A 21,575-nucleotide genomic window follows, 5' to 3' on the forward strand; every position below is an offset into this window, starting at 1 on the left:
GGCAAATGGCTATTTTCAAGGATGGCGGTATGGGGCAGTCGGACCGCTCGGCCTGGGATCGTAAACGACACCGGCAGCTGGTGGAAGAGGCCATTAAAAAGAATATGGGCGATATCATTGCCGAAGAAAGCATTATCGGCCAGAGCAAGAATAAAAAGATTAAAATTCCTATCAGGGGCTTAAAAGAATATCAGTTTGTCTATGGCAAAAATAATGGCGGAGCGGCATCGGGGACCGGGCAGGAACATAAGGGACAGGTAGTGGGCAAGGTGAAAGGAGACCAGCAGGAAGGCGCAGTAGGGCAGGCCGGTGATGAGCCCGGCGAAGATATTTATGAAACAGAAATAACGATCGACGAGCTGATCGGATATCTATTTGAAGATTTGAAGCTGCCTGATATGGAGCGCAAGAAGTTTGCTCAAATCGAAGCGGAACGAAAGTTTAAACGCTCCGGTGTCCAGCGTAAAGGCATCCCTCCCAGACTGAATAAAAAGCGCTCTCTCATGGAAAAGATCAAGCGCGAAAAAATGGCTTGCCGCGAGCGGGCCGGCGAGGATCCGGAGGCTGCTGTAGAGCGCATTCCTTTCCGGGAAGAGGATCTGCGGTACTGGCGGGTCAAAGAAGATACGCGGCGCCACTCGAATGCAGTCGTTATCTGCATCATGGATACATCGGGCTCAATGGACCAAACCAAAAAGTATCTGGCTCGCAGTTTTTATTTTCTGCTCTATCAGTTTGTCATGTGGAAATACGAACAGGTGGAAGTGGTTTTCATCGCCCATACCACAGAAGCAAAAGAAGTTACGGAAGATGAGTTTTTTCATCGCGGCGAAGCCGGTGGGACGTATATCTCCAGCGGTTATGCCAAAGCCCTGACTGTTATTGAAGAACGTTACAATCCTGAGGTTTGGAATATTTATACCTTTCATTGCTCGGACGGTGACAATTGGAGCAACGACAATGATAAGGCCGTAGCGCTTGCTGCTCAGCTATGCCAAATTTGCAACCTATTTGGCTATGGGGAGATTATGGGCAATTACGGGTATGGCAGTACCATTCGCCGCGAATATGAACAACGCGTAAAGGCCGCTAACTTTGTTATGGTTACAATGGGTAAAAAAGAAGATGTTTGGCCGGCCTTCAAGCAAATCCTGGATAACGAGTCGGCTGCCGGGGGTGACCAGTAGTGCGGGAATATGCGATGAGGGAACTGGAATATTGGAATGACCGGATTGAAGAGCTAGTGAAAAAGGCCGGTTTAGACTGCTTTGAGCAATACTTTGAAATTGTCAGCTACGAAGATATGCTCTGCTATGGAGCATATGTGGGGATGCCTACTCACTATCCGCACTGGAGTTATGGAAAATCCTACGAAAGACAGAAGAGCTTTTATCAGTATAATCTAGCAGGACTGCCTTATGAAATGGTCATCAATTCTGATCCGTGCATTGCTTATTTGATGCGGGATAATACTCTGTTACTGCAAATCCTCACAATCGCCCATGTATACGGACACAATGATTTCTTTAAAAATAACCGTCTCTTTAAACGGGACACCAGGCCTGAGCAGACGGTGGAAACCTTCAAAACCCATGCCAACCGGGTGCGCCAGTATAACAATGATCCCAGTATCGGCGCCGAAAGAGTTGAGCGCATTTTAGATGCTGCCCATGCGCTTCGGTTTCAGGTATGCCGCCATGGTGAAGGCAAGCTGCCGGATAAGAAGCAATTAGCTGAGGAAGCGGAAGTTCCTGTCCCGGAACGCCTGCAGGAAGATCTGCTCGCTTTTTTATCTGAACGCAGCCAGCTGGCAGAATGGGAGAGAGATTTAATTAATATTGTCCGGCAGGAAACGCTGTACTTCATTCCCCAAATGGAAACAAAGATTATGAATGAAGGCTGGGCAAGCTACTGGCACTATCAATTACTTAACCAATTAGAGCTGCCTCAGGGCTTGCATCTGGAATTTCTGCAGCGACACAATCTGGTCATACGGCCTCACGAGGGGCGCATCAATCCCTATTTCGTCGGCTTTAAGATGTTTGAATACCTGGCAAAGCAGCCTGACGGTGCACATAAGATTAAATCTGTCCGCGCCGAAGAGCGGGATCAGTCCTTTTTACGCCGCTATCTGAATCAGGAGCTGTGCGAAGAATTGCACTTATTCAGCTATGCAGTTGACGGTGAAGATATCATAGTTGACGAAGTAGCAGACGAAGAAGGCTGGAAAAAAGTGCGGGATACGCTGGTTACCTCTATTGGGGTAGGCTCCATCCCTATCATTCGCCCGCTAAGTGTTGAGCAGGGGACTTTGGTACTGGAGCATGTGTATGACGGGCGGGAGCTGGAATTGAACTATGCCAAAGAGACACTGAAATATGTTGCCGAATTATGGGGAGCGAAAGTAGAATTGCGTACCCGGCTGGCAGAGCAGGAGAAGGTGCTGGTCTGTGCTGCTGATAAAACGATATCGCTCCAGGACACAGCCATCTGGTAAATAATCTCTTGTCGAATATTGGCGAAAGAGTTATAATAAGGATAATAATACCAGTTTCCGCAATGGTAATAATAGAGGAGTTGGTAGGATTATGGATATCGCCGCATTATCAACCGTATCAGCTAATGTTCGGGTGCAGCAAGAGGTTAGTGTTTTAAACATGAAAAGAGCCATGGATCTAACGGAACAGAATGGTCAGGCCGTCCAGCAGCTCATTCAGTCAACAGGACAATCGCTTGAACCACACCTAGGAAAAAACGTGGATATTGCCATATAGAAAAAAGGACTTACCGCGAGGTAAGTCCTTTAACATATAGACAAACGTACATGGCAGAGATTGCCGCGTCGTTTTACTCCTCGCAATGACAGTAAAGCCGGGTGTCATCGCGAGCGTAGCGTGGCGATCTCTTTTGCTGGATTACTTTTGTCGACAGTCTCTCAAGGACTTACCAGGAGGTAAGTCCTTTTTGTTTTGGTTGCTCAATTAACAACTGTTGGTGCAACTCAGGTGTTTGGGTTTTGAACTTTTTCGGGGGGCGGTCAAACTCCGTCATGTATTTCCAATAGCGCATCGGCATGTGGCTCCTGCGGCATTTGGGGTTATAACGTCCTTCGATGGCAATGGTATCGTAAAACAGCTGCCACAGCTCACGGTAAGCATGCTCAGTTTCGTCTGCTTCAGGCATTTCGAGAGTGTCGATGGGAATAACAGCAGACTGATAAGGCTGATAAATCAGTCCCATGCCGTGTGTTTTATCGTGGATTAAAAAGCGTTCTTCCGGATACCGCTCGCAAAAGTGCTGCACCATAAGGGGCAGTACAAAGTTTTTAGGGGCTATCGTTCCTACAAGAACATTGTTGAAAATAGAAAATCGCAGAAAACCAGTCAATAAATGACTCTCTTTTTCCAAATGTTTCACAGCTTTAGAGAGTTTATTCACTCTGTCATCTGTCAGCATATCCATGACTGTCGGACCCTGACTATACCCCAGCCGGAGAAATAGCAGGATGTGCAGCTCTTTTTGATCGAGACAAGTTAAGAATGCCCGCCTGATAAAGTTTAGCGCCGCTGACCCCAGTTTTTGGGGGATCGATGCCAAAACCCGGCTGGCCTTTTGTAAATCAGTCTGAATTGTTTTGCCGGAAAAAAGCTGGGAATGGGATGTAGCGGCAAGACGGATATCCAAGGGAATTTCTTTTTTGTCGTAGCTTTCAAATACGCAGCATAATAAACCATCAAAGCTGCCGTCATAGTAATAAATCAGATCCGAATCGGTGTACATTTTACCCTAGTCTCCCTTCAAGGGGCAGAAATGATTGATCAAAAAGAGAGAGCTGCTCTGACGTTACCATTTTTTCGGGAAGCAAAGAGAGGAGCATGGAATTTTGTGATATCTTAGCACCGGTTCTCGTTTTTCCGCTGCAAGTAATGAAATATTGCGCCCGTTTAAGGACAACTCCCAGTTTTTTGAGGTCCTCAAAACGAAGGGTGCTCATGCGGCGGGCAGTTACGATTCTCATGGCGCTTGTTATGCCAATGCCAGGTATTCTGAGTAAATGCTCATAGGGAGCACGATTGATATCTACAGGAAAAAAATCGATATGATGAAGGGCCCAGTTACATTTGGGATCTAAATGAGGATGAAAGCTTTGATTTTGCTGATCAAGCAGTTCGCTGGCTGAAAAACCATAAAATCGCAATAACCAGTCTGCCTGGTAAAGACGATGTTCACGTAAAAGCGGTGGTTTTGTATCTACTGTTGGCAGGAGACTATCTTCTGTTACCGGCATATAGGCAGAGAAAAAGACACGTTTGAGCTTATATCTTTTGTAAAGGCCTTCGGTCAGATTGAGAATCTGAAAATCTGTTTCCGGAGTAGCACCAATAATCATTTGCGTACTTTGCCCGGCAGGAACAAATTTTGGAGCATGCCGGTATTTTACAATATCGCGGGAATTTTCCTGTATCCTATTTTGAATGTAACCCATAGGAGTTAATATAGAATGCTTTGTCTTGTCCGGTGCCAGCAATTGCAAGCTGCTTTGCGAAGGCAGCTCAATATTTACACTCATCCGGTCGGCAAGCATACCAAGGTGGGTCAGTAAAAGACTATCTGCACCAGGGATCGCTTTAGCATGAATATATCCGGTAAAACGGTACTCTTCACGCAAAATGCGTAGTGCTTCAATCATCTGTTCACAGGTATAGTCAGGATTTTTTAACACACCGGAGCTTAAAAAAAGACCTTCTATATAATTACGGCGATAAAAATTAATTGTTAGTTCAGCCAGCTCCCGTGGCGTGAACGCCGCACGGGGAGTGTCATGAGAGCGCCGGTTGACACAGTATTTGCAATCATAAGAGCAAATATTGGTCATCAAAACCTTCAACAAAGAAATGCAGCGTCCATCGGCCGAAAAACTGTGGCAGATACCGGCGGCGCTGGCGCTGCCAATGCTTCCGGCTTTTGCTTTTTTATTCACTCCGCTGGATGTACAGGCCACATCATATTTCGCTGCATCGGTTAAGATTTTCAACTTATCAAAGACATCCACAAGCGGCACCCCTTTTTGGTGGTAGTTATGATTAATTATACAAACAAAACAAATGTTCGTCAAACGTTTGTTCTAAAAAATAAGCTGTTTTGCATCAAGAGCGAAAATGGTTTTGCACGGAGCAGCCCCGTTCATGGTATACTAAGCACAAAAGTGTTTCTTTTAGCTCCATAGTGTCTTGAAAAGAGACATACACTGGCAGGACGCGATAATGCCGTCGCTGCTATTTTCGCGATAGTACCCTTTGGTATGATTGTTGCATCTTATAAATCGATTAGGTGTGAATCTGTGAATAAGGAGCGGGATGTCATGAATAACGAAACCAGGTTAAAGCTGGTCATAGATAATCCTTTTGAAGGAATTATGGCCATTGACGAGAAAGGGATCGTTTTTTTCGTTAACGCTTTCTTTTTAGAAATATTAAATAGCTCGGAACAAGCGGTAGTGGGCAGGCCTGTGTGGGATGTTGTCCCCAATTGCCGCCTGTATGAAACAGTTGGTCAAGGCTATTCAATCTGGGGAGAGACATTAAAGATACATGCAAAGGAACTATTAGTAGCCCGTTTTCCTCTGAAGGTTGGCGGTCAGGTTGTCGGGGCTATGGTGAAGACCCTCTTTCCTGATCAAACTGTTGCCAAAGAAATCGTTCATAAGCTTGCGCAGCCTGCTAAAACAAGCTTTCAACAGTCGTTATGTACCTGCCGGGATATTATTGGTGAAACAGTACCGATGCTGTATGTAAAAAAGCTTGCCCGCCGGGCATCAAGGACAAGCTCTACCCTGCTGATAACCGGTGAGAGCGGCACAGGCAAAGAAATTATTGCCCAGGCAATTCATACCCGCTCTGTCCGGCGGGAGGCGCCATTCATTACCGTAAATTGTGGTGCGATACCGGAAAATCTGCTTGAATCTGAGCTGTTTGGCTATGTTGATGGCGCTTTTACAGGTGCAAAAAAGGGCGGAAAACCGGGTAAATTCGAGTTGGCAAATGGCGGCACCATTCTTTTGGACGAGATCGGTGACATGCCGTTATATATGCAGGTTAAACTGCTGCGGGTGCTCCAGGAACGGGAAGTATGGCGAGTAGGGGCAACCTCGCCCACTAAACTGGATGTACGGGTGATGGCGTCAACGAATACTGATTTAAAACAACTGGCAAAGGACAAGAAGTTCCGGGAAGACTTGTACTATCGTCTGAATGTATTGGAAATTAATCTGCCGCCGTTGCGAGAACGGATAGCAGACCTGCCTTTGCTAATAGAAGCACTGATTTGCCGGATTAACAGTAAAATAGGTGCTGATGCCAAAGCGATTACGCCTGCTTCGCTGGATATTCTCAAGAGCTACAGCTGGCCTGGCAATGTGCGGGAATTAGAGAACCTGCTTGAACAGGCAATCAACTGGAGTGAAGAGGCCATTATTGATGTGCAAAAAATTCCCATGAAACCATGGGAATTGGAAGTACCAAGCTCTGCTCGGCAAGCGGAACAGCCCTTTCGTAATGTAGTGGAACAGACTGAACGGGATTTGATTATCAGTGCTTTGCAAAAAACAAATGGCAATAAAGCCATGGCAGCCCGTATGTTAAATATTCAGCGCTCCGTTTTATATAAGAAACTGGAACGGATGAATATTGCTTATTAAAAGTGTAGCTGTTATCTGTAGCTTTAGGGGACATATGTCTCCTTGAAAATACACAAAAAGAGATCACCACGCTACGCTCGCGATGACACCACTTTATTATCATTGCGAGGAGTAAAACGACGCGGCAACCTCCTTCCAGGTACGTTTGTCTAAATGCTTAAGTCTCCAGGCCGATGAGCCTGGAGACTTTTTTTGCCCAAATGCCGCATCCATCCATTGGCATGGAAATTGCAATACTATTCAGATACTGATGGCCATCAGAATTCAGAGATAGTTTTTAAGGAGGGAAAGTCTGTGTCTAAATTTGGCAACAAACTTAAATCCATGGATGAGGCACTTGCGGTAATTCCGAAGAGCGGCGCAACAATTATGATGGGCGGCTTTGTTGGAGCCGGTGAGCCGACTTGCTGCATTGAATGGCTCATTAAGAACTCAATTCAAGACATAACGCTGATTACAAATGAGCCAGGCTTGAGCGGCTTTGGCAGGGCAATGTTATACAAGCATTCACTGGTAAAAGAGATCATTTCTTCTCATGTTGGCACAACACAGGAATCAACGGATGAATACCTGAAAGGCAATTTGAAGGTAGAACAGTTTTTTCCAATGGGAACATGGGTAGAGAAAGTAAGAGCAGGTGCGATGGGCTTAGGCGGTGTCCTGGTTCCGGTAGGTGTAGGGATATTGGATAATCCCGGTCTGTTTGCCGAACTAAAGGAAGCGAAGCAGGTGATTGACGTTAATGGTGTCAAGTGCTTTGTTGAAGCTGCGCTGCGGGCGCCGGTTGGTTTAGTCAAAGCCTGGCGGGCTGATGAGTATGGCAATTTGGAGTACCGTCACACCAGCGTCAACTGCAATCCGCTAGTGGCAATGGCTTGTGAATATACGATTGCCGAGGTAGAGGAAATTGTTCCGGTAGGCACTATTCCTCCTGAGCGGGTGGGAACTGCCGCACCCTTTGTACAGGCAGTTGTCAAAGGCTTGAGTCTGGAAGAGCATGATGAGATCTACCGTCAGCATTGGCTGAAAATCGGTAAATTAACCCCTGAAAAATAATAAAGGAGGGAATCAGTATGGACCCAAGAGTGTTAATAGCAAAACGTGCTGCTCAGGAATTAAAGGACGGACAACTGGTGAATTTGGGCTTTGGTATGCCAACGCAAGCCTCGAATTATTTGCCCGAAGGTGTTAAGGTCATGTTTCATGCCGAGAACGGGGTGTTTGGCGTAGGTCCGAGGCCAAAGGCATCAGAGGCTAAGGCGGATATGACCAATGCCGGTTCTGAGCCGGTGACACTGGCCCCGGGTGCGGCCATTATGGATTTGGCAACCTCGCTGGGAGCGATGCGCAGCGGCCTGCTTGATGTTACGATACTAGGCGCATTGGAAGTTGACCAGTTAGGCAATATTGCCAATTGGGCAGTACTGCGCAATGGCAAATGGTGGCCGGGGATTGGCGGAGCAATGGATTTGTGCTATGGCACTAAGACGGTGATTGCCTGCCTGATGCATACCGATAAGGATGGAGCATCCAAAGTTCTTAAACAATGCACGCTGCCGCTTACCGGTAAAGGTTGTGTAAAGACCATTATAACGGATAAGGCTGTTTTCGATGTTGGTGAGGGCAGGCTGATTTTAAAAGAGCATGCACCGGGGGTTACACTGGACGAAATCCGGACTAGCACGGAAGCTGATTTTGAAGTTGCAGAAGATTTTTGTGAGATGAAATTGTAATTGAGTAAAAGGAGGCTTAAGGTGCGATGACGGAAGTTAGGGAAACCTGCACAGACGATATTGTAGCAAGAGCAAGGAAATTTTGTACTGACCATCTTCAGCCGATAGCAAAGGAACTGGATAAGAATAGCCGGTTTCCCGTAGAATTGCTGGAGTTAATGGCACAGGAAGGCTTTCTGGGAATGAACTATCCAGTTAGTTATGGCGGCGGCGGTTATCCTTCTGTTGCCACTCACCAGGCCGTGAAAGAATTCGCCAAAGTGAGTGCCGGAGTTGCTTTGACCTTTCATGTCCACTGGATGGCAATTGATGTTTTGCTGCAGTTTGGAACAGACGCGCAAAAGCAGAAGTACTTGCCTGATTTAATACAAGGCAGGAAAATAGCGGCCTATACTATCAGTGAAGCACAGGCAGGTTCGGACGCTGCCGGCATTTGCTCGGTTGCAACACCGGCGGAGGGCGGCTGGCTCTTAAATGGAGCAAAGTTTTTTTGCACAAATGGCGGCCTGGCCGATATTTATATCGTAGCTTTTAAAACAGACGCAGAGGCAGGAGCAAAAGGTATTGGCTTGTTCATTATTGAAAAAGGCGCAGCCGGTTTCCGGATCGGTGAGCCTGAGGAGAAAATGGGCTGCCGAAGCTCACAGACGACCAGTCTGGTATTTCATGATTGCCTGGTCCCGTCAGATCATCTGCTTGGCAATGGCAGGGACGGATTTAAAATGGCGATGTTTGGCCTGACCGGCGGTCGCCTGGGGATGGCTGCTATCGGGCTGGGGATTGCCGAAGCCGCATTGAAAGCAGCAGCCGCCTATGCGAACCGCAGGAGTGCATTTGGTAAACCGCTCAGTGCCCTTTATGCCGTACAGGAAAAGCTTGCCGATATGCATGTAAAAATTGAGGCAGCAAAATTGCTGGTAGATGATACTGCCCAAAAAAGAGACAGCGGCAAGGACTATTCGGTAGACACCTCAATTGCCAAGCTGTTTGTAACAGAGGCTGCCAATGAGGTATGTCACAAGGCGCTGCAGATTTTCGGCGGACATGGCTATATGAAATATAACGAGGTTGAGCGTTTGGCCCGTGATGCCAGATTAATGGATATCGGCGTTGGTGCCTCAGAAGTGCTTAAAATGGTGGTTGGAACCACTGTTGCTAAAAGATATGGATAAATAGCGAATAACGTTTAGTGAGGAGGACGGCAAATGGAATATTTACCGCAGCGGCGCTTTGACAGTAAGCTTCTCACGGGAGCTGCCGGTGTTTTGATTTGTTTTGTTTATGCCATGCTGTATTGGCCGGTTTGGGCTTCTGTTGCCAAGGCATTGATCGGCTTTACTGCAACTGCAGGTTTGCAGGCTGCAGATCCGGCCCTGGGCAAAAAATATATTGCCGCATTTGCTGAAGGCACCTTTTTCTGGTGCAGCATCAGTGCGTGGATTTGGCAGACGCTGATTTTTGGCAACTATGGAAAGTACAGCCTTACAGCCCGCCAGCCGATAGCAGGAATTTGGTATACCCTTGTTAGTTTTATTTGTGGAATAGCAGCGTATCTGCTATTGATTTCATTTATCGGTATCTGGTGGAAGCCTTTCAATCTGGCAATTATGTTTGCTCCTAAGAATGGAGAGGAACTGAAGCTGGCTCTTGAAGGCTGGGAAACGGCTAATTTTTATGTACTGCCTGTGATAATTGCCCAAATTCCCTTTGTATCTCTCTTCCAGAAGAAACCCTGGGCAGGTAACTTGAAACCGCCGCTTGACGGGTTAGCAGTGATGATGACAAGCTCGTTTTTTGCGCTTCTTGTCTGGCTGGCTATGTTTATTCCCAGTTTTATGCAATTGCAGCTGGGCGGACATGCAATCACCAGTCAGCCATTGGGATCGTGGCCGGCGGTGCTCGCTTTTTGTCAGGGCTTTATTTTCTGGTTTTTAATCCCTGCAGAGGGTGGTGAAGGCTATCCCTATAAATACTTCACTGATAAACAACCCTGGCTGGGGCTGGTCGGTTTGGTCATTGCCTTTATTGGCGGAGGTTTAATTACACCGCAGATATATCTTGCAGCTATTGCGGCTTTTTCTATTAATCCAGGCGTCAACCCTTATGTAACGGCTGCTTCCCTGGAACTTTCACTTATTGTGACAATGCTATGCTGGCATCATTTGTTTGACGATTATCCAGGTGCAGACAAGGAACCGAACCTGGTCAAGCGGGTTCTTACGCGGGTGGCAATCTGGCTGGCAGGTGGAACGGTATTTGGTCTGCTTTGGCTTAATATCTATAAAATACTGCCTTTTGCCGGTAATGACATGGGCATGGGATTTCCTGTTATGGGAATTTTAGCCGGTCAATTTGCCCTTCTCATGGTCTTCTTGTATTTTAATACGTTCTTTGATAAATGGCCTCTCGTTTATACGAAAGCGGTGTCGCCAAAGGTACCGCATTCCATTAATAAATAGCAAAAAAAATAGACCTGCAGGCTGCTATTACAGTCTGCAGGTCTGTTTTTTTATAGTAGTCATATCTGGAACTTTTGCAATCAAAATGGGCATTTGCCTGGTGTGTTAGTCGTATATATAAATAATAGATTGTATTTTCTAATAATATGCCAGTATCTGGGAGGATTTTGGCTTCGATCTGACGAACGAATTGGTAATTTCATATCTTGAATGATGGTTAGGGGAGAGTCTGCCAATGGCAGCGCCGAAGGAGCAACAACCGCAAAAGAAACTCTCAGGCAAAAGGACCTTAACCTGACAAACTCTGGAGAGCACCGCAGCTGCGGTCACCGAAGGGGAAGCCGGTTTGGGCAATCTCTCAGGTAAAAGGACAGAGCAAGCGTTAAGCTTGTTCTGTCCTTTTTGTATTGTGCATTTTGGAACATACTACCCAAGTAAAAAGGAGGCTATTATGACGGAAAAAAAGACACCTCTTTATGATGTTCACCTGGCAAGTGGAGCCAAGGTCATTGAATTTGGCGGCTGGCTGATGCCGGTCCAATATTCGGGAATACTGGAAGAGCACCGAGCAGTGCGCACGGCAGCTGGTCTTTTTGATGTGTCCCATATGGGAGAGGTTGCGGTCAGTGGTCCTGAGGCAGATGCCTTTATCAATTGCCTGGTTACGAATGACATCAGTGCGCTGCACATTAATCAGGCCATGTATTCACCGATGTGTTATCCGGACGGTACCGTTGTAGATGATTTGTTGATCTACAGGCTTGGTGAGCAAGAGTATCTGCTGGTTATTAATGCAGGTAATATTGAGAAAGATTTAGCCTGGATTAAGCAGCAGGCTGATGGTTTTCAGCTAGAGCTTAAAAATCTGTCGGCTGTCATGGCTCAGCTGGCATTGCAAGGGCCTAAGGCGGTACAAATCCTGCAGACACTCGTGAGCTCCGATTTACAAACCTTAAAATATTACTGGTTCTGGCAGGGGATGAATATACATGGCATTAGCTGCCTGATTTCCCGCACCGGTTATACCGGAGAAGACGGTTTTGAATTGTATTGTCCGGCTGAAGCAGCTCCAGCTCTATGGCAATTTCTGCTGCAGGCCGGGGCAGAATACGGACTCATTCCTGTGGGGCTGGGAGCCAGAGATACACTGCGCTTTGAAGCGGCATTGCCGTTGTATGGTCATGAACTGTCAGACCAAATTACGCCCTTAGAAGCAGGACTGGATATGTTCGTTAAGCTGACAAAGGCGGGCTTTACCGGTTTAGAAGCGCTGGCTGCTCAGAAGCAGAAAGGAATTACCAGGAAAATAGTTGGACTGGAAATGACCGGCCGCGGTATTGCCAGGGCTGGCTACACTTGTGTTGCTGACGGTAAAACAATTGGTACGGTGACAAGTGGCTCTTTTGCCCCGACAATAGGCAAAAATTTGGCACTTGCCCTGCTGGATATTAATTATATTCAGCCCGGTACTGCAATTGGAGTGGAGATAAGAGGAGGCGTAGTTGACGCAGTTGTGGTCAAAAAGCCGTTTTATCGCCGCCCGTCGCCAACTGAAGCTGCAAAGTAACGAAAATGCGACTTAGAATAAGGGGGATATAAAAATGGAATTTCCAAAAGAACTAAAGTACACCAAGGATCACGAATGGGTACGGCTGGAAGGCAAGCGGGCAGTAGTGGGAATTACCGCATTTGCCCAGAGCGAGTTAGGTGATATTGTGTTTATTGAAGTGCCTCCTGTAGGCAAAAAAATCAGCATTCACAGCAACATGTCAGTGGTCGAATCTGTTAAAGCCGTTTCAGATATTTATGCGCCGTTGACCGGAACAGTAGTGGAAATTAACGAACAGCTGGCTGATCAACCGGAGCTTGTTAACCAGGACCCGTATGGAGAAGGCTGGATTGCCGTACTGGAATGGGAGAATAACGATGAAATAGCTCAGCTAATTGATGTGGAGCAGTATCAGGCATTAGCGCTGGGGGGGAAATAAATGGCCGGTCATCATTACCTGCCGAATACCCCTGCCGACCGTCAGGCTATGCTTAACACAATCGGCGTTCAGTCAGTGGAAGCGCTTTTTGCCGATATCCCTGCCGATATACGCCTTAAACAGCCGCTAGAGCTGCCTTCTGCTGTCAGCGAGCTGGAAATCCTGCGGATGATGCAGCAGCGGGCCGGGCGCAACAGCAATGTTGATGATTATCCTTGTTTTCTGGGAGCCGGGGCGTATGATCATTTCATTCCGTCAGTAGTCTCTCACCTGGCAGGGCGGGCCGAGTTTTATACGGCATACACCCAGTATCAGCCGGAAATCAGCCAGGGTGGGCTGCAGGCGCTTTGGGAATACCAAAGCTTTATCTGTGAGCTGACTGGCCTGGAGGTTTCCAATGCTTCTTTGTATGATGGGGCTACTGCTACAGCGGAAGCCATGAATTTGGCCTGCGGAGTAACGGGCCGGAAAAAAGTGCTGATTAGCGGCGCTGTTCATCCTTTTTATCGTCAGGTAGCGGCAACCTATGCACGCGATCTTGGGTTTGCCATTCAAATTCTGCCGGTAGTTGAAGGCAAAACGGCAGCTGACCAGGCAGTGGCTTTACTTGACAGCGATACTGCTGCTGTTATCATGCAGACGCCTAATTTTTATGGCATTATTGAAGATATGGCAGGGTTCGGTGAAGCCGTTCACCGCCATGGCGGGCTGTTTGTTGCCGTCGTTAACCCCACCTCACTTGCTCTTTTGCAGCCGCCTGGTGAGTATGGAGCTGATATTGCCGTTGGTGAGGGCCAGCCGCTGGGCTTGGGACTTAATTTTGGCGGTCCCTATCTCGGTTTTATGGCAGTTCGTGAAAAATATATGCGCCGCATGCCCGGCAGAATTGTCGGTCAAACCGTTGATACCCAAGGGCGCAGAGGCTTTGTGCTGACTTTGCAGGCACGGGAACAGCATATTCGCCGTGAAAAAGCGTATTCCAACATTTGCTCCAATCAAGGCTTGTGTGCTGTTATGGCAGGTGTTTATATAGCCGCAATGGGACAGCAAGGACTGCAGCAGATCGCGAATACGTGTATGCAAAAAGCGCACTATACGGCGCAGCGTATTGCCGCTATCCCTGGTTACAGCCTGGCTTACGGCAGCCCGTTCTTTCATGAATTTGTCGTGAAGACACCTCGTTCAGCAGCTCAAGTTAACAGGGCTCTTTGGGATAAAAGCATCATCGGCGGACTTGATCTGGCAACAGTGGATGCGGCAAAAGCGGATCAATTGCTGCTATGTGTGACTGAAAAGCGGACAAAAGCGGAGATTGATGAGCTTGTGTCTGTATTGGAGGGGTTGAAATGAGCTTGCAGCAAGGAAAACAGGTGATTTATGAAATGTCACGGCCCGGTCGCACCGGCTGCGACTTGCCGGCCCTCGATATACCGGAACAGCCTGCAGCAGCTTTGATCGGCGAACAGCTGCTGCGCGCCGTACCACCTCATTTGCCCGAGGTGAGTGAGGTCGCCGTGGTTCGCCATTACACCGGTCTCTCACGCCGCAATTATGGTGTAGACAATGGATTCTATCCCCTTGGCTCGTGCACGATGAAGTATAATCCCAAGATTAATGAAGATACTGCCCGTCTGGCCGGATTCAGCAAGATTCATCCTCTCCAGCCGGAACATACTGTTCAGGGAGCCCTGTCCATTTTATATGAGCTGCAAACCTATTTGTCCCATATTGCCGGGATGGATGGCTGCACGCTTCAGCCGGTTGCCGGGGCCCATGGAGAACTGACTGGTTTAAAATTAATTAGAGCCTATCATCAAAGCCGGGGCGAAAACCGGACCAAGGTAATTGTACCGGATTCGGCACATGGTACCAATCCTGCGACCGCAACTGTCTGCGGACTGGAAACAGTTGAAATAAAATCAGATCCGGATGGCAGTGTGAACATTGAGGCGCTGCGGGCAGCTGTCGGACCGGACACCGCGGCCTTTATGCTGACAAATCCCAGCACCTTGGGGCTGTTTGAAACCAAAATTGCAGAAATTGCCCAAATCATTCATGATGCAGGCGGCTTATTGTATTATGACGGCGCGAATGCCAATGCCATTTTGGGGATAACCCGGCCGGGTGACATGGGCTTTGACGTTGTTCACTTTAACCTGCACAAGACTTTTTCTACTCCGCACGGCGGCGGCGGTCCCGGATCAGGGCCGGTGGGAGTAAAAGCTAAATTGCTGCCCTTCCTGCCTGTTCCTGTAGTTGAGTTTGACGGCGAGCAGTATTCCCTGCAATATAACAAGCCCCAATCGATTGGTAAGATCCATAGCTTCTATGGGAATTTTGCCGTCCTGCTGCGGGCCTATACCTATATTCGCATGCTGGGGCCGGATGGGCTGCGCCAGGCCAGTGAAGATGCCGTGCTTAACGCCAACTATATCATGCGTTCACTGGAGGATTGTTATCAATTGCCTTTTGACAGGCATTGTATGCATGAGTGCGTGTTCGCCGGGCTGAAGGAAGAAGCTCCTGGTGTAAAAACGCTTGATATTGCAAAACGGATACTGGACTATGGTTATCATCCTCCGACCATTTATTTTCCGATGATTGTTCATGATGCACTGATGATTGAGCCGACTGAAACGGAGAGCAAAGAGACAATGGATGAATTCATTGCCGTCATGAAGGAAATTGCCCGCGAAGCAAAAGAACAGCCCGAACTGGTCAGCCAGGCGCCGCACTCTACAGTGGTCAGCCGTCTTGATGAAACGCAGGCAGCCCGTAAGCCGGTAGTGCGGTGGAAGGAGTAATGGGTATTGACGGCAAGTGGCGTGTGATTTTTGACAAAGCCCGTCATGGTGCCGCAAATATGGCAATTGACGAGGCGATTGTCGAAGCTCACTCTGCCGGTTTGGTACCGCCAACCCTGCGTTTTTATACCTGGCAGCCGGCGGCGTTAAGCATCGGCTACTTTCAAAAAATCAGAGAAGAAGTACAGCTTGAAGCCTGCCGGAGTCAGGGCATTGATCTTGTCAGGCGCATCACCGGCGGCCGTGCTGTGCTGCATGACCAGGAATTGACGTATAGCGCGGTAGTACGGGAAGATATTCCCGTACTGCCGCCTACGTTGCTGGGCTCTTACCGGTACTTAAGCCAGGGGCTGCTTGCCGGCCTTAATAAACAAGGTGTTGCTGCCGAAATGACTCTGCCGGGAGCGGCTTTTGGTCAAAGCAGCCGGCTGCCGAAAAACGGCGCCTGCTTTGATGCACCTTCTTTTTATGAAATCACAGTTGACCGCAAAAAATTAATTGGCAGTGCCCAAGTTCGCAAGAATGGTACCTTGCTGCAGCACGGTTCCATTCTGCTCGATTTCTCAGCGTCGCAGATGGTCAGCCTGCTTCTCTTTACCAGCGAAGAGGAAAGAGAACGTTGCCAGACACTTTTGCAGGCGAAAGCCACTTCGCTGCATCATGTATTGGGAGTTATTCCAGATAGTACTGTATTGGCTCAAACGATTGCGGACGAGTTTGGCCGTACCTTAATGCTTGAAATGGTGCCCGACCGTTTGACTGACTGGGAGATTGAACGGGCAGCGGAGTTGGAACGTGAAAAATTTGCTGCCGATGTCTGGACTTACCGGCGATGATAATTTGTTTTTTATAGGATTTTCCTGAGCTCAATTGATGTGGTATAATGGGGCCTGGCTACAGTACAAGCTATAACTGTTGCAAGCGTCAAGGGGGTTTATATGGAAAAGCCAATCTATGTAATTGGACATCGCAATCCGGATACTGATTCTATCTGCTCTGCCATTGGTTATGCCCATCTTAAGCAAGCTATGGGGGACAATGCTATTCCTGCCCGGGCGGGGAAAATTAATGGCGAGACAAAATATGTCCTGGACTATTTTAGTGTTACGGCGCCAATCTTGATTAATGACCTTTATCCGCGTGTACGGGATGTCATGACGGAAACAACAGTGACACTCAGACCGGATAATACGCTGCGTGAGCTGGGTCAGCACATGAAGCAGCATAGTGTGAAATCAGTGCCTGTTATCGACGAGACAAAGGCGCTGGTGGGGATCGTTACGGTAGGCGATCTTGCCAAACGATATTTTGATGAACTGGAAATGCAGGATTTGCGTGAAACCGGGGTTGATTTCTCCGGTATTTTGGGTGCTCTTGATGGTAAGCTGATTGCAGGAGATGATTTGACTCAAAAGGTCAGCGGGAAAGTGCGGATTGCCGGTGCCCGTATTCATACCCTGGAAAAGGTTATTAAACAAGGCGATATTGTACTGGTTGGTGACCGCCATAAAGCACAGCTTGTGTCGATCAACTGCAAGATAGCCTGCCTGGTACTGACGGGCAATGCCATACCGGAAGAAGCGGTTGTTGAAGCGGCCCGCAGTCAGGGAACGATTATCATACAGGCACCTTATGATACGTACACCTGCGCCCGGCTCATTAATCAAAGCATCCCGATCCGCATGGTAATGCAACCCCAGGTTGTCACCTTTAAACCTTCCGAGTTGATCAGCGATTGTAAGGCGGTTATTGTCAAAACCAATCATCGCAATTATCCTGTGGTGGAGAACGGCAAGCTGCTGGGACTCATTAACCGGGATCAGCTTATCGTACCGGAAAAGGAAAAAATAATCCTTGTTGATCACAATGAGCGCACGCAGGCAGTTGAGGGAATTGAAGAAGCCCGGATTATTGAAATCATCGACCATCATCGTCTAGGCGGTCTCCAGACAGGAGAGCCTATTTTTATCCGTCATGAGCCGGTAGGCTGCACGGCGACAATTGTTGCCAATATGCACTGGCACCGCAATATTAAAATCCCTAAGCCTATTGCGGGTCTGCTCCTGTCAGCCATTATTTCGGACACCGTGCTGTTCAAATCACCAACCTGCACTCCCGAAGATAAAGAAGTGGCTAAAAAGCTGGCTGCTATAGCCGGCTTGGATATTGAACAATATGGAATGGCCGTATTGAAAGCGGGTTCCAATATTACCAACATGTCGGCAGCTGAAGTTGTACATACCGATCTAAAGGAGTTTCAAACAGGCGAATACAGTCTGGCAATTTCACAGATATCGGTTATGGATCCCCGTGAATTGCTGACGAAGCAAGCGGATGTATTGACCTATTTGTCCACAATGCGGTCAAAGGAAAACTATGATATGGCGTTGCTGATGGTGACCGATATTATGAAGGAAGCCACACATATTCTGTATGCCGGTCAGCCAGCTAAACTGCTTGAGGCAGCTTTTGGCACTAGAGGTGAAGACGGCTTGTTGTATCTGCCGGGAGTCATGTCCCGCAAAAAACAGGTAGTGCCGCCCCTTGTTGAAGCGGCCCGCGATTTATAAAGTGAATAATGGATTTTTTGAGCCTGCAGCGTAAAGTTGCAGGCTTTTCCTTATCTTATAGGCTTCCACCTGCGTCCTAAAGGACTTGGTGCAACCCAAATCTTTTCTAATAAATCTCTAGGGATATATTGATTAGTCGTCACATATATTGTGACGAAACTGTTTTTCGCGTAAGGCGGAGGTGATTAAAAATACATACCATCACCATACCAAAATCCAAAACTTATTTTGCAATTGCGTCACTGCTTATTCTTAGCCTGTTCATTGGCATCGCCGGCTTTGAATATTGGGATGACCATGAGCTGGCTGCTCTTCCTAATCAACCGACTACTGCCCCTACGGGTAGTATATCGATTGTCGTCAAAATTGCAGACCGAACGCTGGAGCTCTATAATGACGGCAAAGTATACAAAAAGTATCGAGTAGCAGTTGGAAAAAGTGATACTCCCACTCCGATTGGAGACTGGACTGTTATCTGGAAGTCCTACCGTGCAGGGGATATTTTTGGCACACGCTTTTTGGGGCTCGATGTTCCCTGGGGGGGTTATGGTATCCATGGGACTAACCGGCCTTGGAGTATCGGGCATTTTATCAGTCAGGGCTGTATTCGCTTGCGCAACAAGGATATTGAAGAGTTGTACGAATGGGTACCGGTGGGAACGCCTGTGCGCATTGAAGGTCAACTGATTCGCATCCAGCGCGTTCTCAAATATGAGACTACCGGAGCGGATGTTGTACAATTGCAAAGAAAGCTGAGAACGTTAGGATATTTGGAAAGTAAGGCTGATGGCTTCTTTAACAGAGATACGGAAACAGCCGTTAAGCGCTTTCAGCATGATAAGGGTGTAAAAGTCACCGGGTATGCAGACAGAAAAACACTGGAACTTTTGGGGATGTAGACGCATGTAAATTGCCATTTCCAGGAATGCTATTGCTAAACCATGATTTGGAGGGATAGCAATGCAAAACACTACTATGACAAATCAGTCTTCTGCCAATCAAGCTACACAAAATCAGGCAACATCCGGGCAGAGCGTGCAAAGTCAGGGCCAGGCGCCAACCAGTCAAATGGCCGGTTTTCAGCAGGTACAGCAGCAAGTGGCAACTCTTCGCCAGACCTTGCAGGATTTAATGATGAATGAACAATATGTTGACGGCGAAATCATGACTGCCAGTGCTGCGCTGGATATTCAATTAGAAGATTATTACCGGACACTCAGCGATAAAAAGCAGCCAAGTATGAAAACTTTTTAATTTTGCCTAAAAAGGAGATTGCCACGCTACGCTCGCGATGACACCTGACTTTACTGTCATTGCGAGGAGTAAAACGACGTGGCAATCTCTTTTTAGGTACGTTTGTCTACATGCAGAAGGAACCGAATTCTTAGCAGAATTCGGTTCCTTTTTTTCATTACTTATGGTTAATAGACAGAAAGTTGAGCACTTCATTAATATCCGGCAGCTGCTCTAGGGGGTAGACTTTCACCCACATCACCTTGCCTGATTCATCAATCAAAATATTTGCCCGCTCGGAGAAGCCTTCTTTGTCCCGAAAAATTCCATAGCTTTTTGCTATTTGGCCATGAGGCCAAAAGTCGGAAGGAAGATGGACATTTGTCACCTGGATAGCCATGCGCCAAGCTTTTTTACAAGGCTGGGCATCAACGCTGAAGCCTAGTGGAATGGTATTGAATTTTTCAAAGGTCTGCCAATTGTTTTCCAAAGACCGCATCTGATCGGTGCAGACGGGCGTCCAGGCCAGCGGATGCCACGAAAGCAGCAGTTTCTTACCTAAGTAGCCGGATAGTTGTCTGGTGTCCTCCCGGTCATCACGAATAGTAAAATCAGGTGCTGTATCACCTACTGCAATGAGCTTCATATTGTAGTGCTCCTTCTTTTAAGATAACTATAGAATACCCGGTTCTGGTCGTTTTGTATGCGCAAGGAAAAGAACCGCTGCCTTGTTTTAAGGCAGCGGTTCTTAGGTGGTGCACTATACCAAAAGGGAGGTAGGCAAGAGGTAGTTTTTTTAACAGCTAGGAGAACAGTCGTCTTGGCAGAACCACAATAAGAGAATGATGATAATAATGATGATAACCCAGCTGCCATTGTTCCCATTACCACAACCGAAACCCATAAGTATTCCCTCCTAATTGAAGATTGATGTTTGTTGGTTTTGTGTATGGTATGCAAAATGAAGGCGGTTTGACATTGAATTACGAATTTTTTTTTAAGAAGGCGACTGTCAATTATTGCTAGTAATATGAGATAATAGAAGTGGCAAAATAGACCATAATGGTAGGAGATCAGCATGGAAATAAAAGAAATACAGGCACAGGAGACATGGCAGTTAAGGCAGCAAGTCATGTGGCCTGACAAAGATATTACTCATGTTATGCTGGCTGATGACGAAAAGGGGACGCATTACGGCTTATATAGGGGTGACCAGCTGATGTCGGTTATTTCTGTTTTTGTATCCCAAGGGGAACTGCAATTCCGCAAGTTTGCCACAGTGACAGAACTGCAGGGGCAGGGATTTGGTACGCAGCTGTTGAATTTTGTGTTGGCCAAATCGAGGCAAAGCGGAATTGGCGTGGTTTGGTGCAATGCTCGCAGCAATAAGGCTGGTTTTTATAGGCGTTTCGGGTTACAGGAAACAGGGGAACCCTTTAATAAGGATGGCAGGGAATATATTAAAATGAGCAATCAGAAGAACGCCTATTGACAGGAGGGCATATGAGACAAAAATTAAATGTTATTACTCTGGGTGTGAGCGATTTAGCAGCATCGCTAAAGTTTTACCGGGATGGACTAGGCTGGAAGACCGCAGGAGACAGCAGTGATTCAATTGCCTTTTTTGATATGGGCGGTATTGTATTAGCTTTATATCCAAGAAAAATGCTAGCTGACGATGTTTCTATACCTGAGCAGGGAAGTGGCTTTTCAGGAATAACACTGGCGTATAACGCCAAAAGTGAAGAGGAAGTAAACCAAGTATTTGTTCAGGTGGAGAAAGTAGGCGCTTCTATTGTAAAGCCACCGCATAAAGTCTTCTGGGGAGGGTATAGCGGATATTTTGCTGATCCGGACAAGCATCTCTGGGAGGTTGCTTACAACCCATATTGGAGTTTTGATGAACGGGATCATGTAGTGATTGAATAGGGAAAGCAAAGGGAGGATGTCTCGGTTGAGACGTCCTCCTTTTGCCGGTTTAGCTGCAGCAGCTGATGGCAATTTTTGTGATTACTTTGTCCAAAAGCACTATAACCGCCAGGTCAGGGATTTTTTTGCAGAGCCAGACAGGAAATAGCTGCTTTTTGGGGA

General features: G+C 47.3%; 21 protein-coding genes and 1 riboswitch. Of the genes, 18 read left to right on the forward strand and 3 right to left on the reverse strand.

Translation table 11 applies throughout. The features are described from left to right. Positions 1-5 precede the first annotated feature (5 nt). From yhbH to RTR76_RS04305, 3 genes are all read left to right on the forward strand, one after another. The gene (gene yhbH / locus RTR76_RS04295) at positions 6-1,187 is read left to right on the forward strand and encodes a sporulation protein YhbH (RefSeq protein WP_312517054.1); all 1,182 of its coding nucleotides are present in this window, start codon (positions 6-8) and stop codon (positions 1,185-1,187) included. Beyond that, positions 1,187-2,497, forward strand: coding sequence for a SpoVR family protein (locus tag RTR76_RS04300; RefSeq protein ID WP_312517056.1), 1,311 nt, complete (start codon positions 1,187-1,189; stop codon positions 2,495-2,497). The genes yhbH and RTR76_RS04300 overlap by 1 nt, the downstream gene beginning before the upstream one ends. Before the next feature lie 91 nt (positions 2,498-2,588). After that, positions 2,589-2,774 (forward strand): YjfB family protein, encoded by a 186-nt coding sequence (locus RTR76_RS04305; RefSeq protein ID WP_312517058.1) that lies wholly within the window; start codon positions 2,589-2,591, stop codon positions 2,772-2,774. Between the two features lie 169 nt (positions 2,775-2,943). Here RTR76_RS04305 and RTR76_RS04310 read toward each other — a convergent pair whose 3' ends face one another. After that, entirely contained in the window at positions 2,944-3,780 is an 837-nt protein-coding gene (locus RTR76_RS04310) for a TIGR03915 family putative DNA repair protein (protein ID WP_312517060.1), read from the reverse strand. Between the two features lies 1 nt (position 3,781). Further along, positions 3,782-5,053: a putative DNA modification/repair radical SAM protein gene (locus tag RTR76_RS04315; protein ID WP_312517062.1), complete on the reverse strand. Its 1,272-nt coding sequence runs from the start codon at positions 5,051-5,053 to the stop codon at positions 3,782-3,784. 309 nt (positions 5,054-5,362) lie between these two features. On the opposite strand from RTR76_RS04315, the gene RTR76_RS04320 reads away from it, so the two are divergent. The 13 genes from RTR76_RS04320 (at position 5,363) to RTR76_RS04380 (ending at position 19,505) form a co-directional block, all read left to right on the forward strand. After that, positions 5,363-6,697 (forward strand): sigma 54-interacting transcriptional regulator, encoded by a 1,335-nt coding sequence (locus tag RTR76_RS04320; RefSeq protein ID WP_312517064.1) that lies wholly within the window; start codon positions 5,363-5,365, stop codon positions 6,695-6,697. 294 nt (positions 6,698-6,991) lie between these two features. Next, complete coding sequence (locus RTR76_RS04325) at positions 6,992-7,753, forward strand: 3-oxoacid CoA-transferase subunit A (RefSeq protein ID WP_312517066.1); 762 nt, start codon at positions 6,992-6,994, stop codon at positions 7,751-7,753. Between the two features lie 17 nt (positions 7,754-7,770). Beyond that, the gene (locus RTR76_RS04330) at positions 7,771-8,430 is read left to right on the forward strand and encodes a 3-oxoacid CoA-transferase subunit B (RefSeq protein ID WP_312517068.1); all 660 of its coding nucleotides are present in this window, start codon (positions 7,771-7,773) and stop codon (positions 8,428-8,430) included. A gap of 26 nt (positions 8,431-8,456) precedes the next feature. After that, complete coding sequence (locus RTR76_RS04335; RefSeq protein ID WP_312517070.1) at positions 8,457-9,602, forward strand: acyl-CoA dehydrogenase family protein; 1,146 nt, start codon at positions 8,457-8,459, stop codon at positions 9,600-9,602. A 33-nt stretch (positions 9,603-9,635) separates the two neighbouring features. After that, positions 9,636-10,889: a hypothetical protein gene (locus tag RTR76_RS04340; protein ID WP_312517072.1), complete on the forward strand. Its 1,254-nt coding sequence runs from the start codon at positions 9,636-9,638 to the stop codon at positions 10,887-10,889. A 210-nt stretch (positions 10,890-11,099) separates the two neighbouring features. Further along, positions 11,100-11,189, forward strand: a riboswitch (glycine riboswitch). A 151-nt stretch (positions 11,190-11,340) separates the two neighbouring features. After that, entirely contained in the window at positions 11,341-12,456 is a 1,116-nt protein-coding gene (gcvT, locus tag RTR76_RS04345; protein ID WP_312517074.1) for a glycine cleavage system aminomethyltransferase GcvT, read from the forward strand. A 34-nt stretch (positions 12,457-12,490) separates the two neighbouring features. Further along, positions 12,491-12,877, forward strand: a complete 387-nt coding sequence (gene gcvH, locus RTR76_RS04350; protein WP_312517076.1) for a glycine cleavage system protein GcvH — start codon at positions 12,491-12,493, stop codon at positions 12,875-12,877. Then, positions 12,878-14,227: an aminomethyl-transferring glycine dehydrogenase subunit GcvPA gene (gene gcvPA / locus RTR76_RS04355; protein ID WP_312517079.1), complete on the forward strand. Its 1,350-nt coding sequence runs from the start codon at positions 12,878-12,880 to the stop codon at positions 14,225-14,227. A gap of 2 nt (positions 14,228-14,229) precedes the next feature. Further along, positions 14,230-15,681 (forward strand): aminomethyl-transferring glycine dehydrogenase subunit GcvPB, encoded by a 1,452-nt coding sequence (gene gcvPB, locus RTR76_RS04360; protein ID WP_396144233.1) that lies wholly within the window; start codon positions 14,230-14,232, stop codon positions 15,679-15,681. Continuing rightward, complete coding sequence (locus RTR76_RS04365) at positions 15,669-16,517, forward strand: lipoate--protein ligase family protein (protein ID WP_312517084.1); 849 nt, start codon at positions 15,669-15,671, stop codon at positions 16,515-16,517. Before gcvPB ends, RTR76_RS04365 begins: the two co-directional genes overlap by 13 nt. Before the next feature lie 102 nt (positions 16,518-16,619). Next, on the forward strand, positions 16,620-18,251 hold the full coding sequence (locus tag RTR76_RS04370) for a putative manganese-dependent inorganic diphosphatase (protein ID WP_312517086.1): 1,632 nt from the start codon (positions 16,620-16,622) through the stop codon (positions 18,249-18,251). Between the two features lie 191 nt (positions 18,252-18,442). Beyond that, positions 18,443-19,150: a L,D-transpeptidase family protein gene (locus RTR76_RS04375; RefSeq protein WP_312517267.1), complete on the forward strand. Its 708-nt coding sequence runs from the start codon at positions 18,443-18,445 to the stop codon at positions 19,148-19,150. Between the two features lie 61 nt (positions 19,151-19,211). Further along, positions 19,212-19,505, forward strand: coding sequence for a hypothetical protein (locus tag RTR76_RS04380; RefSeq protein WP_312517088.1), 294 nt, complete (start codon positions 19,212-19,214; stop codon positions 19,503-19,505). A gap of 157 nt (positions 19,506-19,662) precedes the next feature. On the opposite strand, the gene RTR76_RS04385 is transcribed toward RTR76_RS04380, so the two are convergent. Continuing rightward, the gene (locus RTR76_RS04385; protein ID WP_312517090.1) at positions 19,663-20,130 is read right to left on the reverse strand and encodes a redoxin domain-containing protein; all 468 of its coding nucleotides are present in this window, start codon (positions 20,128-20,130) and stop codon (positions 19,663-19,665) included. Between the two features lie 432 nt (positions 20,131-20,562). On the opposite strand from RTR76_RS04385, the gene RTR76_RS04390 reads away from it, so the two are divergent. Both RTR76_RS04390 and RTR76_RS04395 read left to right on the forward strand, forming a co-directional pair. Further along, on the forward strand, positions 20,563-20,976 hold the full coding sequence (locus tag RTR76_RS04390) for a GNAT family N-acetyltransferase (protein WP_312517092.1): 414 nt from the start codon (positions 20,563-20,565) through the stop codon (positions 20,974-20,976). A gap of 11 nt (positions 20,977-20,987) precedes the next feature. After that, positions 20,988-21,413, forward strand: a complete 426-nt coding sequence (locus RTR76_RS04395; protein ID WP_312517094.1) for a VOC family protein — start codon at positions 20,988-20,990, stop codon at positions 21,411-21,413. Positions 21,414-21,575 lie beyond the last annotated feature (162 nt).

This window comes from Anaerospora sp. (genome assembly GCF_032013335.1).
In the GTDB taxonomy this organism is placed as follows: Bacteria; Bacillota; Negativicutes; order Sporomusales; family DSM-15969; genus Anaerospora.